The sequence below is a fragment of the Nonlabens sp. Asnod2-A12 genome (genome assembly GCF_045063745.1).
Taxonomy (GTDB): Bacteria; Bacteroidota; Bacteroidia; order Flavobacteriales; family Flavobacteriaceae; genus Nonlabens; species Nonlabens xylanidelens.
Genome location: NZ_JBEFOB010000003.1, coordinates 560,089 through 574,956, shown reverse-complemented (window position 1 = coordinate 574,956; position 14,868 = coordinate 560,089). Strand labels below are relative to the sequence as shown.

General features: G+C 35.9%; 15 protein-coding genes. 13 read left to right on the top strand and 2 right to left on the bottom strand.

The window, feature by feature from the left end:
* Window positions 1-3 precede the first annotated feature (3 nt).
* From ACJJVJ_RS02700 to ACJJVJ_RS02685, 4 genes are all read left to right on the top strand, one after another.
* Window positions 4-444, top strand: coding sequence for a TerB family tellurite resistance protein (locus tag ACJJVJ_RS02700; RefSeq protein ID WP_146080375.1), 441 nt, complete (start codon window positions 4-6; stop codon window positions 442-444).
* A 105-nt stretch (window positions 445-549) separates the two neighbouring features.
* Complete coding sequence (locus ACJJVJ_RS02695; protein WP_104515041.1) at window positions 550-981, top strand: Hsp20/alpha crystallin family protein; 432 nt, start codon at window positions 550-552, stop codon at window positions 979-981.
* Between the two features lie 162 nt (window positions 982-1,143).
* Complete coding sequence (locus tag ACJJVJ_RS02690; protein ID WP_405368804.1) at window positions 1,144-1,623, top strand: lipocalin family protein; 480 nt, start codon at window positions 1,144-1,146, stop codon at window positions 1,621-1,623.
* A gap of 10 nt (window positions 1,624-1,633) precedes the next feature.
* Complete coding sequence (locus tag ACJJVJ_RS02685; protein ID WP_405368802.1) at window positions 1,634-2,320, top strand: OmpA family protein; 687 nt, start codon at window positions 1,634-1,636, stop codon at window positions 2,318-2,320.
* 52 nt (window positions 2,321-2,372) lie between these two features.
* Here the strand turns inward: ACJJVJ_RS02685 and ACJJVJ_RS02680 are convergent, their stop codons facing one another.
* Complete coding sequence (locus tag ACJJVJ_RS02680; protein WP_405368800.1) at window positions 2,373-2,822, bottom strand: tRNA (cytidine(34)-2'-O)-methyltransferase; 450 nt, start codon at window positions 2,820-2,822, stop codon at window positions 2,373-2,375.
* Window positions 2,823-3,034: 212 nt separating this feature from the next.
* On the opposite strand from ACJJVJ_RS02680, the gene ACJJVJ_RS02675 reads away from it, so the two are divergent.
* The 8 genes from ACJJVJ_RS02675 to ACJJVJ_RS02640 all read left to right on the top strand — a co-directional run bounded on the left by ACJJVJ_RS02675 (window position 3,035) and on the right by ACJJVJ_RS02640 (window position 10,777).
* Entirely contained in the window at window positions 3,035-4,093 is a 1,059-nt protein-coding gene (locus ACJJVJ_RS02675) for an NAD(P)-dependent alcohol dehydrogenase (protein ID WP_405368798.1), read from the top strand.
* A gap of 126 nt (window positions 4,094-4,219) precedes the next feature.
* The gene (gene lpxD, locus ACJJVJ_RS02670) at window positions 4,220-5,212 is read left to right on the top strand and encodes a UDP-3-O-(3-hydroxymyristoyl)glucosamine N-acyltransferase (RefSeq protein ID WP_405368797.1); all 993 of its coding nucleotides are present in this window, start codon (window positions 4,220-4,222) and stop codon (window positions 5,210-5,212) included.
* A 178-nt stretch (window positions 5,213-5,390) separates the two neighbouring features.
* Entirely contained in the window at window positions 5,391-6,410 is a 1,020-nt protein-coding gene (locus ACJJVJ_RS02665) for a hypothetical protein (protein WP_405368795.1), read from the top strand.
* Window positions 6,411-6,481: 71 nt separating this feature from the next.
* Window positions 6,482-6,934, top strand: a complete 453-nt coding sequence (locus ACJJVJ_RS02660) for a KTSC domain-containing protein (protein ID WP_405368793.1) — start codon at window positions 6,482-6,484, stop codon at window positions 6,932-6,934.
* Window positions 6,935-7,289: 355 nt separating this feature from the next.
* Complete coding sequence (locus tag ACJJVJ_RS02655; RefSeq protein WP_015363839.1) at window positions 7,290-7,484, top strand: cold-shock protein; 195 nt, start codon at window positions 7,290-7,292, stop codon at window positions 7,482-7,484.
* Window positions 7,485-7,609: 125 nt separating this feature from the next.
* Window positions 7,610-8,530: an EamA family transporter gene (locus ACJJVJ_RS02650; protein WP_405368790.1), complete on the top strand. Its 921-nt coding sequence runs from the start codon at window positions 7,610-7,612 to the stop codon at window positions 8,528-8,530.
* Between the two features lie 169 nt (window positions 8,531-8,699).
* Complete coding sequence (locus ACJJVJ_RS02645; protein ID WP_405368788.1) at window positions 8,700-10,250, top strand: SDR family NAD(P)-dependent oxidoreductase; 1,551 nt, start codon at window positions 8,700-8,702, stop codon at window positions 10,248-10,250.
* A gap of 98 nt (window positions 10,251-10,348) precedes the next feature.
* A complete protein-coding gene (locus ACJJVJ_RS02640; protein WP_405368786.1) occupies window positions 10,349-10,777 on the top strand; it encodes a PepSY-like domain-containing protein in 429 nt (142 codons plus the stop codon).
* A gap of 80 nt (window positions 10,778-10,857) precedes the next feature.
* On the opposite strand, the gene ACJJVJ_RS02635 is transcribed toward ACJJVJ_RS02640, so the two are convergent.
* Window positions 10,858-12,078, bottom strand: a complete 1,221-nt coding sequence (locus ACJJVJ_RS02635; RefSeq protein ID WP_405368784.1) for an ATP-binding protein — start codon at window positions 12,076-12,078, stop codon at window positions 10,858-10,860.
* A 240-nt stretch (window positions 12,079-12,318) separates the two neighbouring features.
* Between ACJJVJ_RS02635 and ACJJVJ_RS02630 the strand changes: the two genes are divergently transcribed.
* Window positions 12,319-14,766 carry a DUF5916 domain-containing protein gene (locus ACJJVJ_RS02630; protein WP_405368782.1) on the top strand — a complete coding sequence of 816 codons (2,448 nt, stop codon included), beginning with the start codon at window positions 12,319-12,321 and terminating at the stop codon, window positions 14,764-14,766.
* The last annotated feature ends 102 nt before the right edge of the window (window positions 14,767-14,868 follow it).

Below are 14,868 nucleotides of genomic sequence, written 5' to 3'. Positions count from 1 at the left end.
AATATGTATTTTCACATATTATTATCATATCACATGACCTACACTACAGAAGAAAAGAGACACATTATAAGCGAGTTAATCCTAATGGCACATGCAGATAACCATCTAAAGAAAGAAGAGGTGAGCTTTATAACATCGGTAGGAAAACGTATGGATTTAAGTGAAGAAGAGATCGATTATATGATTAACCATCCAGAAGAGTTAACAACTATGCCGCCTAAGGATTATACTAAGCGTATAGTTCATTTTCATAGAATGATGTTAATGATGCATATTGATGGTCATGTAGATGAGTTAGAATTACAACTATTACATGAAGTAGCTTTACAATACGGATTTAGAAAAACGACTGTAGATGCATTACTGCAAACCATGCTTAAATATCCACATGGAGAAATACCACCGTCAGAATTGATGCAAATACACCTAAGAAATAGTAATTAATGACATTTAGTCATTGCTAAACCATGTAAAAGCGACATTGTGTCGCTTTTATTGTTTGGTATCCTGTTTGAATAAGCTGAATCATAACAATTAAAAATTAGTATTATGAAATTAGCACATACAACAGCAAACAATTGGTTACCATCACTTATTGATGAAATGTTTAAAAACGATTATTTAGGAGGTACAACAGAGACTGCAAAATCTTTCGTACCATCGATTAATGTAGCAGAGAGAGAAGAGAGTTATCTATTAGAATTAAGTATCCCAGGTTTTTCAAAAGATGAGGTACAGATAGAAGTAGATAAAGATGTTCTTACTATTGCTTCACAAGTAGAAAAAATAGAAGAAGACGCTGCTCTTAAATTTACGAGAAGAGAATTTGGTAAGAAATCATTTAAAAGAAGTTTTAACTTACCAGAAACGGTAAATCAAAATGATATAGATGCTTCATATAACAATGGCGTTTTATTGATAACGCTTCCTAAGAAGGAAGAAGCATTACCACAGCCTAAAAGAAAGATTTCCCTAAAATAAGAGTAAGCCAAGTTTAGATTTAAAAAATCCAACCATTTATGGTTGGATTTTTTTTTGATTTCGATCGGATTCTGTTAAGTCTATTGGTAAATTTTGTTAATTAAGAACTTTATAACTCATGTCATATTATATAAATGATAATATCGTATAAAATTAATAGTTATGAAGAAGATTTTGTTTTTAGTGTTGCTTGTAGTTTTTGCGATTACCAGTTGTTCTACAACTAATGCGGTAAAACAGACTACACGAGTTATAGATGGTAATTGGATTATAGAGAGTGTTACTTATGATGGTGTAGGAGAATTTAAATCTACGCTATTGCAAGATGTTGCTGCTAGTTGTTTTGAGGGTAGCAATTGGAACTTTGTAGCTAACAATAATAGAGGTACATACAACATCAATAATGCAAATTGTTCAACAGGTGAAAGATATTTTATATGGGATGTACCAGGCAGTAAAGAAATGATAAAAGGAGATTTGTTACTTAAAATAACAGACACAAAATATAAATCAGAATCTAATGCGGGCTATCAACTAGAAATTACCAGGGCAAATGAATCTAACATGACCTGGAGTATACCGGCTAGTGTAAATGGAGAGACGGTTTATGTAAATATGAATTTTGTCAAAAACAATTATTAAAACTAAAATTATGAAATCAAATATAATCACAATAGTAATCGCAGCTGCTTTATTAGTAAGTTGTGGAGCAGTTAAAAATAGCAATAGTCAGCAAAAAGGTACCGTAATCGGTGCTGCAGGTGGTACTATTCTAGGTTTAATTATAGGAAATAATGTAGGCGATGGAGATAACCAGACTGAAGGTGCTGTAGTAGGTGCTGCAATAGGTGGTATCGCTGGTAACTTAATAGGTCGCAATATGGATAAGCAGGCTAAAGAAATAGAAGCTAGTTTACCAGGTGCAGATGTAGAAAGAGTAGGAGAAGGAATAGTAGTAACTTTTGATGAAGGTAGTGGAGTAAAGTTTGCTACAAATCAGTCGTTATTGAATGCAAACTCACAAACTACTCTTAATAAGCTGTTAGATGTAATGAACAAGTATCCTGGTACAGAGGTGCTGGTTGCAGGTCATACAGATAGTCAGGGTGCCGAAGATTACAACCTTGAATTGTCTAGAAAAAGAGCTGCGAGTGTTAGGGACTATTTAGCCACACATGGTATTTCTAGCGATAGAATAGCGATGACTTACAGCGGTGAGGCTTCTCCTAAAGCAACTAATGAAACTGCTGAAGGTAGAGCGCAAAACAGAAGAGTAGAGATAGGAATAGTAGCAGGAGAAGAGATGAGAAGAGAAGCGCAAATGGAATCTAACCAATAGACGCTTACCAATTTTAAAATTTAACCCAACCAGAAATGGTTGGGTTTTTTATTTATCGCAATTGGCGCAAACCTTCATAAGTAATAACAGCTACCGCATTTGCTAGGTTAATACTGCGTATATGCTCGCTGTATTGTGGGATTTTATATAAATGATCTTTAAATCTATCAGTAATATCACTTGATAAACCTTTAGACTCTTTCCCGAAGATAATCATCGTTCCTTCTTCAAATGGTATATCGGTATAATCCTTAGTTCCATGACTGCTCAAAAATGCCATAGATCGATCTTTGTTTTTCTCAAAAAACTCATCAGCATTTTCATAGATGCTCAATTCTATATGTTGCCAGTAATCCAGTCCTGCTCTTTTTAATCTAGAATCGCTTAGTTCAAAACCTAATGGTTTTACTAGGTGCAAGTGAGAACCTGTAGCCAGACTTAAACGACCTATATTACCAGTATTGGTATGAATTTCTGGCTCTATGAGAACTATGTGTAGCATAAATTTGTATTAAGTAGGTAAAGATACAGTAGAAGAGTGTAGTTAGATGTGTTCCGCTTTCGCGAAAGCGGAATTTTCATAAATTTTAATAGCAAAAAACTAATGCTTTAACGCGTTATTAACCCATTTAAAACGTATTTCTGGCTAGTTTTGCAAAACTAAATAATAACCACAATACCAGAACCGATAAGGAGGTATTTAAACAATAAAAAATGCAAGAAGTAAAAGCGTACGGAGCAGTAAATAAGGATGCAGATTTAAAGGAAATGACTATTAAACGTCGTGATCTTAATGAAAATGATGTAAAAATCGATATACTTTACTGTGGTGTATGTCATAGTGATATACATGCAAAACAAAATGACTGGGGTAATGCAAAATACCCTATCGTACCTGGTCATGAAATTATAGGAAAGGTTTCTCAAATAGGGAACGGTGTTTCTAGTTATAAAGTAGGTGATCTAGTAGGTGTAGGTTGCATGGTAGACTCTTGTCAGACGTGTAGTGCGTGTAAAGATGACCTAGAGCAATTCTGTGATAACGGTATGGTAGGTACGTATAACGGTAAGGATAAAATAGGTGGAGCAGATAGTGATCATACTTTTGGTGGCTATTCTACAAGTATTACAGTTAGAGAAGAATTTGTACTAAGAGTTCCAGAAAATCTAGACGCAAGAGCTGCCGCACCTTTATTATGTGCTGGAATTACTACATTCTCACCGCTTAACCACTGGAAAGTCAAGAAAGGTGATAAAGTAGGTGTTGTAGGTCTAGGTGGTTTAGGTCACATGGGTATTAAGTTTGCAGCTGCTATGGGTGCAGAAACGATTATGATTACTACTTCTCCTGGTAAGGCAGACGATGCTAAGCGTCTAGGAGCAGATGGTGTTCTTATCTCTAAGGATAGTGATGCTATGGCAGCACATAAAGGAACCTTTGATTTTATTCTTAATACAGTTCCAGTAAAACACGATATCAATCCTTATTTACATTTACTTAAACGTGATTCTACTATGTGTATGGTAGGTGCGATAGAGCCGTTAGAGCCTATGCATGGTGGTAGTGTGATTCTAGGTAGAAAAAGAGTTGCTGGTTCTTTAATAGGTGGTATCAAAGAAACTCAAGAAATGTTAGACTTTTGTGGAGAACACAATATTGTGTCTGATATAGAAATGATCAATATGGACGAGATCAATACAGCTTTTGAAAGAGTACAAAAGAATGATGTAAAATACCGTTTTGTTATTGATATGGAATCTTTGAAGAAATAAGAGATTTAAAAATAATTAAGTTTAAAAAGACCGTTTTGTACGGTCTTTTTTTATGCCTTGTTTCTGCACACAGTGCTACTTTTCTTTTATAAATACTTAGATTTACCACTTAACAACTAACTATTTATGCATTCATTTACTGTAGAACAAATTAACGAGATCCTAAAAGGAGAACAAGTAGGCAACACAACTCATGCTGTAACAGGTGTTAACGAGATAAGAAATGCCTCAAATAGCGATCTTACTTTTATAGGAAATAAGAAATATGCAAAATTCTGGGCAGATTCAAATGCGTCAGTCGCTATTATTAATGATAATATAGAATTGCAGCCTGGAGATAATCGTGCTTTTGTTAAAGTTAAAAATGCAGATCTTGCTATGGCGAGATTGTTAGAAGCTTTTCAACCAGAGACACCTGCTTTTGATACCGATATTCATGCAACAGCAGTAGTTGATAAAACAGCAACTGTAGGTAAAGGTGTAAAAATAGGCGCACATTGTTACATAGGTAAAAATGTAGTCTTGGGAGATGGAGTGGTATTGTACCACAATGTTAGTGTTTTTGACGACACCACGATAGGTCCACAAACAGTAGTCTGGTCTGGTACGGTTATTAGAGAGCGTTCTCAAATAGGTGCGCAGTGCATTTTTCATACTAATGTGAGTATAGGAGCAGATGGTTTTGGTTACCGCCCAGCAGACGATGGTCGTGGCCTGGTTAAAATACCACACATAGGTAACGTGGTAATAGGAAATGGAGTGGAGATAGGTGCAAATTCTTGTGTAGATCGTGCAAAATTCAATTCTACCATAGTAGGTGATGGTTGTAAAATCGATAACCTGGTTCAAATAGCACACAATTGTATCTTAGGTAGATCTTGTATAATGGCTGGTCATAGTGGTCTTGCAGGTTCTGTTACACTAGGTGATGGTGTTATCATAGGTGGTAGTGCCAGTATTAAAGACCATACAGTTATTGAGTCTGGTGCAACTATAGGCGCTGGTAGTGGTGTGATGAATGATGTTAAAGCAGGACAAACCGTTTTAGGATATCCAGCAGTAGATTCTAGAGAAATGCTTAAACAATGGGTCGCATTGCGCAGACTTGCAAAAAAATAGATTTTATAACGTATTTAAAAGATTCTGCTTTCATGAAGACTGAATCTTTTTTTTTATTCATAAATGATATTGAGATTTTGTTGAGGTTAATGTTAATAGCATTTTAAAAGATAGCAATAAGCCTCTTTCATTGACTAAATTTACACGCTTTAATTTTTCTATCCCCAAAAACTGAATTATGAATAAAATTTTACTAATTGCTTTAATTTTAACTAGTTTCATTTCTTATGGTCAACAAGATGAGATTAGTGGATTTAAAGAATATTACCCTATCGCTATACGACCAGACCTGTCTGTAGGTTTGGGTAATAATGAATACGAAGAGATTTTATTAGAGGCTAGACCAGTCGTTTATTACAGTCTGTATAACGATTTAAGAAAAGCGCTTAATAAAGATACCATAACAAATGGTGATGCGGTGTATTTATCTTTTCAACCTCAATTTAGAATCTATAATGAAGAGTCTAAACCAGTAAAAACCCCTAGTTATAAAGTATTACTGGGATGGCAAAAAATTATTAAAACTAATGATGATAACTTCCTTACTGTTGCTGTGGAGTCTGGGCATTACAGTAATGGACAAGCAGGTAGCGCTTTTAGTACCGAGTTTGATGATAATTCTGAAGAGAGTATAGCATTGTATAACAGTTTTACAGACGATACAGATCTTGCAGAATTACTCAATAGAAGTGGAGGTAATTTCTCAACTAACCTAACAAGATTTAGTTTTAACTACCGCCTCAATACATTTAACGGAGATAATATTCCTCAAAAAATTCATTCTTTTACAGCTACTTATCAATTGTATCACGATAAGTTTTTAGGTTTTGCAGATTTTGGAGGATATAATCCAGAAGACATAGATATTTTAGGACGTCACCAGTTAGAATTCGGTTATGAATTTACTTCACATCTCAAAAAGATGAGGTACACCCTTAGTCAGCAATTTAATTATACCATAGGTTCACACCCATCCAGTGCTCCTTATAGGTCAGAAACCAGCGGTATTTTATACCCATGGGATAGCGATTTAGGTATTCTCGTACAGTTTTCTGTGGGTCGTGACGATTATAACTATCGTTTTTTAGACGATTTTGCTCGTTTTAAGATAGGAATTACTTGGGACTGGTTCACACCATTTGTCGTTAAGCCTACTAAAAATCAACAACTGCCTACTTTACCTAAAAAGGAATTGTAGAATTCTAGTTTTTAATGTTTTCCATCTAGATTAAAGATGTATTTTTGCGCCGCCTTAAAAAAGAGGAGCACATGAAGCGTATTAATCAGTATAAGAAAATGTTCAACGTAGAAAAGGACATTGAACTTAAAGCACTTAAAAAAAGTTACCGTAACCTAGTTAAAGAATGGCACCCTGATAAATTTCAGGAAGGTGATGATAAGAAAGAAGAGGCAGAGGTAATGAGTAGAACGATTATCGATGGTTACCACTTTCTTGTTAGTATTGCTCCAGAAACTAAGGAAGCTAACCTAGCAGAATATAAAGAAACGATTTCTAACACTGGTATAAAAGACTTTGACCACAAAGGACGTGTACTAGAAGTAGTTTTTACAGATGGTAGTACTTATGAATATTTTGGAGTAGATGTAAAAATCTTCAAAAAACTTATAAATGCAGACAACCGTTACAGATTTGCAAAGCGTAATATCTTTGAAACGTACTTATACCGCAAGTCTAAAAAAGACGAAGAGCAACAAGCTTAAGATTTTAAAATTTTAGACTTTAATAAATAGCCATATCCATAGAGATATGGCTATTTTTTTATACACATTTGTTACCTTTTACAGAGTAATTAAATAGCTGTTGTTGAGGTGCTTGTCGTTTCTATTGTTATTATTTTACTAATTTTAAATCTATTTCATGTTTTTATTGCTTTACATTGATTAAAAAGATTATTTTTGCTGTATGATTGGAACATGTGGTCATAAAGATTAGTGAGATTTCTTATTTAGTTTTTTATTCTATTGTCTGATTGTAACGAGCTTTTCCATGGTGAATACTCTTGTGGCACGGCTTTTGAAATCAAATAAGAAGTATTATTAATTTAAATTATTACAAATGAGTACAGGTACAGTAAAATTTTTCAATGACGCAAAAGGATTTGGATTTATCACAGAAGAAGGATCAGGTCAGGAACATTTTGCACACGTAACAGGTTTAATCGACGAGATCCGTGAAGGTGACAAAGTTGAATTCGAACTTAAAGAAGGAAAAAAAGGTTTAAACGCCGTTAATGTTAGAGTAATCGACTAATTCGATTCTTTAAATTTCTTACAAAACCCATCTAATTTAGATGGGTTTTTTTTATGCCCTTTTTTTTGATAACATTAATAGATACTTATCTGTTCAATACCGATTATTGAATTAGCTTTGTTTCCATGAATAGAAAAACTGCTTTAATAGGTCTTGCTTTTTTCTCCACTTATGTATTTTGGGGATCTACCTATTTATGGAATAAAATGGCGGTGACCGAGTTGCCACCATTTATGCTTGCTAGTATCCGATTTTCACTTGCAGGTATTCTTATTTTTATAATAGCAAAATTGCTAGGGTACAGTCTTAGCATTACTAGAAAACAATTTTTCAATTGTACACTAGCAGGTTTTCTTTTTCTTAGTTATGGTAACGGTGTCTTTGTTTGGGCATTAAAATATGTGGACACAGGTTTTGCAGCACTTATTGCCGCATTGCAACCCTTATTTATTCTGTTACTTATGCGACTCGTGCAACGCAAAGCATTGCAAGCAAAATCTGTTATAGGTGTTGTTCTAGGGCTAGTAGGTATGTACATCTTAATTAGTCAGAATGAAATAACGACCAAAGAAGGCGCTATTACTGGTATTGTCATGATTATCAGTTGTATTTTAAGTTGGAGTGCAGGTAGTTTATTTGTCGCCAAAGCTGATGTACCTACTAATTTCTTTGTCTCGACTGGTTATCAAATGATAGCGGCTAGTGTCATACTGGCTATTGCTAGTTTTGCTTTTAGCGAGTCTTGGTCTTCTCCTATGACGTGGCAAGAGCCTACCTATATCGCTTTAGCTTGCCTTATTATTTTCGGTAGTATTGCGGCTTTTACGGCATTTAATTTCCTTTTAAAGAATATCTCTACAGAAAAAGTGGCAACCTCTTCTTATGTAAATCCTGTAGTAGCTCTATTGCTAGGTTGGTATTTCTTGGACGAAGAAGTAACCACACAATCCTTGATTGCTGCTGCGATTATGATTACCGGTGTGTATTTTATCAATAGTAGAAAGAGAGGTAAAGATGACATCAAGCCTTCTCCTAAAAACAGGTAAACACACTAATTTCTATAGTAAATTACAGATTTTAACTGGTCTACTTAAATTGATTTTGTTTCCGCTTTCGCGAAAGCGGAACCTACACAACCATTCTTTCTATTATCCTGATAAATAGGGCTCCATATTGTTGTGATAACCATTAAATTTGCACACAGAAAAATGCACTATGAATACGGACAAAACTCAAGAAAATGAAAACACTTCTATACAAGAAATAGAAGCATGTATTCAAACACTTAATAAGTTTATTGAAGATCCTAAAAGTGTATTTGCGTTACCAGAGGAGCAGCGTGTCGCGTTAATGAAAGCGGCAGGTAAATTATCCAGACCGACTCGTGAAGAATACAAGCGCGGTAAAAAGGATGCTAAAAAAGCTGCCAAAAGAAAACAAATAGAACGAGATAAACATGCTCGTAAAGAAACAGGAATAAGAAGTGCACGTGAAGATGCCATCTTTACTGCTCCTAAATTACTAGCCGCTGCAGACCTTTCTCAAAAAGAAACTGGCGAGCTAGAATCACCTCGCAATTGTTATGTATGTAAAACCATGTTTACAAAACTGCATCATTTCTATGACCAGATGTGTACCGACTGTGGTGATTTTAATTATGCAAAACGTTTTCAAAATGCCGATGTAAAAGGGCAAGTAGCCATTATTACCGGTTCTAGGCTTAAAATAGGATACCACATTACCTTAATGTTATTGCGTGGTGGTGCAACAGTTATTGCAACTACTCGTTTCCCACATGATAGTGCTTTGCGATTTTCTAAAGAAGAAGATTTTAAAGAATGGGGACACAATTTACATATTCATGGGTTGGATTTACGTCACATACCTAGTGTAGAGATTTTTTGTAATTATATAGAACAGAAATACGACCGTCTGGATATTCTTATCAATAACGCTGCGCAAACAGTAAGAAGACCGTCTGGATTTTATGCACATTTAATGCCTAATGAAGAGTTGACTTTTGAGCAATTACCTGTATTTGCACAAGAAACGCTTACAGATCATTACAAATGTTTACATGAGTTACAAGAATTAACTCCAGGCGCATCGCCTAATAAAAATATGCCGGTAACATGGCACGGTCCAGAACCTGGTATAGGTTTAAGAGCAAGTGCAAAATTATCTCAAATACCGTATAGTTTTGACAAAGCACTGGTAACACAAGAGGTTTTTCCAGAAGGTGAACTCGATGCAGATTTACAGCAAGTGGATTTAAGAAAAACCAATAGCTGGCGATTAAAACTAGGAGAGATAGAAACTACCGAGATGATAGAGGTACAGCTAGTGAATTCTGTTGCTCCGTTCGTACTTTGTAACCGTCTTTCTGAAATTATGAAGAAAGATAATACAGGTAAAAAACACATCATAAACGTGAGTGCGATGGAAGGGAAGTTCCATACCTTTCACAAAGAAGACCGCCATCCACATACTAACATGGCCAAAGCTGCTCTTAACATGTTAACGCATACCGCAGCAGGCACACTGGCTAAAGATGGTATTTACATGAATGCGGTAGATACGGGCTGGGTTACAGATGAGGATCCTGTACAGCTGTCTAAAAAGAAACAAGAAGTTCACGATTTCCAGCCGCCACTAGATATAGTAGATGGTGCAGCACGTGTTATGGATCCATTATTTGATGGTATCAATACTGGTAAGCACTGGTGTGGTAAATTTTTGAAGGATTACAGACCTATAAGCTGGTAAGAATTCTATTGTTATTTTAACATCTCATAACACATATTAATACAGTATTAAGTAGAAGTGTGTGTATCTATCTGTAAATTTATTAAAAACAGATAATTATGAGACTTACAGGTATATTATTTACGTTATTATTTATTTCGATTAGTGCTAGTTGTCAGACCCAGTCTTCAAACGAGGTGCCTCAAGTAGTACTAGAAGCTTTTGAAACAAAATATCCAGGAGAAAACGATCCAGATTTTGAACTAGACGACCATGGCTATTGGGAAGCTCATTTTAAAAAAGATGGAGAGAAATACCGTGCAGATTTTCATGCAGACGGTACTTGGAGAGAAACAGAAAATTCTATCAAAGACAAAGAAATCCCTAAAGCGATACAAAAAGCAATAGAAAGAGAATTTCCTGATAGAACCATACAAGAAGCAGAGCATGTTATGAGTGCTACACAAGGGGAATTCTACGATATAGAATTTAAACAAAAAGGAAAAAATATGGACGTAGAATATAGAAAAGACGGGACTAAAGTCTAATTCTATTTCGTCTAATATTAAAAAAGTCCGTAATGCTATACGTATAACATTACGGACTTTTTATTTGGAATTAAAGAAGTTTAGGCAGTTTCTAGAGTTCCTTTTCTAGGTAAGGTTATTTTAAATTCAGTCCATTCTCCTAGTTGAGAATCTACAGTAATTTTACCTTGCATGTGGTCTATTAATCTAGCAACAGTTGCCAGTCCTATTCCTGTACCTTGTTTACCGTTGCGATCTTCTTGTGTAGCGATATAAAACAGCTTAAATATGGATTTCAAATTCTCTGGAGCAATACCACTACCGTTATCTCTTATAGTAATTATATATTCTTCCTTATTTTCTTCTAGGTTAATATTTATAAGGGTTTCTTCTTTATCATTATACTTTATCGCATTAGTCATTAAATTCATTAAAATTTGCTTTAAAGCAACCTCATGAGTTAATAACGTGGTGTCATATTCTGGTATGTAATTGATCTTTATATGATCATCTTTTACCGTCATGGCGATTACGTCTTCTATAGTGTCTACATAACTAACGCTATCATATTCTTCGGTAACCAGTTCGTTACTGCTGTAAAACTGTAAAATACCATCTATATAACGACTCATATTATTAGAGCTATCTCTCAGATAACCTAGATAATCTATGGACTGTTGTGATAGGTTTTTCTCGCTTTCTTTTAAAAGTTTAGTTATCATTATTATGTTAGATAACGGTGCTTTTAAATCGTGAGATACTATTCCAGCAAAGTCTTTTAACTCTTCATTGCGCTCTTCTAGTTCTTCCTGCATGGCAAGAAGTTTAAAAGTCTTGTAACGCTCTTCAAAAAGATGCATTACCTGCTTGCCCATAGCTTTGAGAGCTTTTATCTGGTGTGCAACTAGTGTTCTTGGTTTGCTGTCATAAACACATAATGTACCTAGTTTATAACCGTTTGCATCTACTAGAGGTACACCGGCATAAAAAATAGCTTTAAAATCGGTAAGTAGTGGATTATCCTTAAAACGCACATCTTCACGTGCATCGTTAACGATCATGATATCATCGTCACTAGCTATAGCGTGACCACAAAAAGAGATGTCTCGCTCAGACTCTGTAATATCCACTCCGTGACCAGATTTTATAAAATTTCTAGCTTTATCTACTAGAGTAATTAAAGATATAGGAGCATCACAGACACTAGCGATTATAGAAGTGATATTATCATAACTATCCTCAGGCATGGTGTCCAGCAAGCGGTATTTTTCTACAGCTGCTTGTCTCTTTGATTCATTATCGAGAATAGGGGCGCTTATCATTATTGGAATAAAAAAATTATTCCTACAAATAAAGATTATTTATAGAGTATTAGAATTCATTTTGTTACGCTTTTAACGTTTATTCCTGTTACTTTTTTGAACAAATGATAATTATAACAGAATATCCCTACAAATAGCGCGGTATCCTACCGAAATTATAGACATTTAAGATAAAAGGAAGCATTAAACTGTAACATCGATTAAAACCAGACGTCCTTAAAAAGCTAACCTAATCAGATAATGAAAAATTACATTCCTACAATTTTACTGTTGCTTTTTACCACACTTTCTTTTGCTCAAATCAATAAAAGTCTGCAAATAGAAAAAACAACAACATCCATAAAAATAGACGGAAAATTAACCGAAGACATTTGGCAAAACGCACAAGAAGCCAAAGACTTCATTCAGTTTAGACCTACCATGGGTGTTCCAGATTCGGTACACAATAAAACCATTGTAAAAATGGTCTATGACGACACCGCCATTTATGTATCGGCATATTTGTATGACGATCCTTCAAAAATCGCAAAACAATTCTCTAGCAGAGATAACTTTGCACAATCAGACTTCTTTGGCTTTGTAGTAAACCCCAATAACGACGCACAAAACGACACCGAGTTCTTTGTATTTGCATCGGGCACACAGGCAGACGCGATCGCAAATCCCAGTATAGGAGAAGATTTCGGCTGGAATGCGGTGTGGAGTAGTGCTGTACAAATCAATGAAGACGGCTGGTCTCTAGAAATGAAAATCCCATACCGCTGCCTGCGATTTGATAATAAAAACGTAGAGACATGGGGCATACAGTTCCACCGCAGGTTTAGAAGAGATAACTCACAATACACCTGGAACGAGCTGGACCCAACTAAGGGAAACATAGGACTCTACCACGGCGAGTTAAAAGGACTCAAAAACCTAAAACCACCAGTAAGACTTGCCTTTTACCCATTTGTCTCTGGAGTAAGCCGCAGTTTTGACGGCAACACACAGACCGATTTTAACGCAGGACTAGACGTTAAATACGGCATTACCGAAAACTTTACCCTAGACGCGACCCTTATTCCAGACTTCAGTCAGGCAGGATTTGATGACGTCTCTCTTAATTTAGGACCCTTTGAGCAAACCTTTTCAGAGCAACGACAGTTCTTTACAGAAGGTGTAGACCTATTCAGTAAAGCAAACCTCTTTTTTTCTAGACGTGTCGGTAGCGCACCATCTGCATTTCCTAGCACCAGCAGTACAGAAGAGGTCATAGACTATCCAGAAACCGTAAAAGTGCTCAATGCATTAAAAGTATCTGGTAGGACTAAAAACGGTCTGGGCATCGGACTCTTTAATAGCATTACAGATAAGACCTATGCCACCATAGAAAACACCATAGCCGGCACACGTAGAGAAGAACTCGTAGAACCGCTTACTAACTATAACATCATAGTCGTAGACCAGCAATTCAATAAAAACTCCAGCGCCGGTATCATAAATACCAACACCACACGCAACGGCGGTTTTAGAGATGCAAACGTTACCGCACTCTTTGCAGATATTGTAAATAAAACCAATACCTATAACATACAAGGTCAGGTAAAAATGAGCCATTTAAACCTAGAGACCGGCACACAGTCTGGTTACAGCACCTTTTTTAGAGCACAAACCATAAGCGGCAACTGGCGTTATAACTTTGACCACAGCTATGCAGACGCTAAGTATGACATCAACGACCTCGGACTTCAGTTCAGAAACAACTTTAACGACTTTGGTATCAACGCCACCTACCGCACCTTTAAACCAAAAGGAAAATGGAACAACATCTATGTAAATACCTATGTAGATTACACCAGACTGGCAAATCCTGGCACCTTTACAGGACTAGAACTAGGCGGTAATATAGACGGTACCACAACCACACTTAATAACTACGGCTTCAGTTTAAGCCTCTCGCCAGGCAAACAATACGATTATTTTGAACCTAGAAAAGAAGGCAGTTTCTTTATCACTAAAAATCTAGCCAACTCAAATATATGGTTCAATTCTAACGATAATAAAAAACTAGCCATAAGCGCAAACGGTGGGATAGAAGGCTTTGTAGAAAAAGATAGAAACTACCTCAACTACTGGTTTGGTTTTGGGCCACGCATGCGATTTAATGATAAATTTGTACTCAGTTATTTCTTTGATAGAGAATATTATAAAGCAAATAGAGGCTACGTCACCCAGGTAGGAGAAGACGTCATCTTTGGCGATCGCGACCGTATAGAAATAGAGCAAACCCTTAACGCCAGCTATAATTTTAATCCCTACCACACACTTTCCCTTACCTTGCGACACTATTGGGGTATTGTAGAATATGACGACAGCCTTTTTTCCCTTAAAGAAAACGGCCGCCTAGACCGCACCACAGGATATACCGCCAGCACATTACCTAGCGATCCTAATATCAACTTCAGTACCTGGAATTTTGACCTCAGTTATTCCTGGCAGTTTGCCCCAGGCAGCTTCATGACCGCACTGTATAGAAACCAGTTATTTAATAGAGACGCACAGGCTATGGAAAATTTCAATAGCAGTTTTAATACCCTATTTGACCAGCCCATTAACCACACCATATCCTTAAAAGTGCAGTACTTCTTAGATTATAACCAGCTGCCAGGCTTGTTTAAAAGTAAAAAGAAAAAGAACAATTTCATGTAATATAAAAAGTAGGATAAGGGTTCCGCTTTCGCGAAAGCGGAATAAAAACCAACACCACCACAATATATAAACTCCATAAAAAACCAGCCCATACGCTGGTTT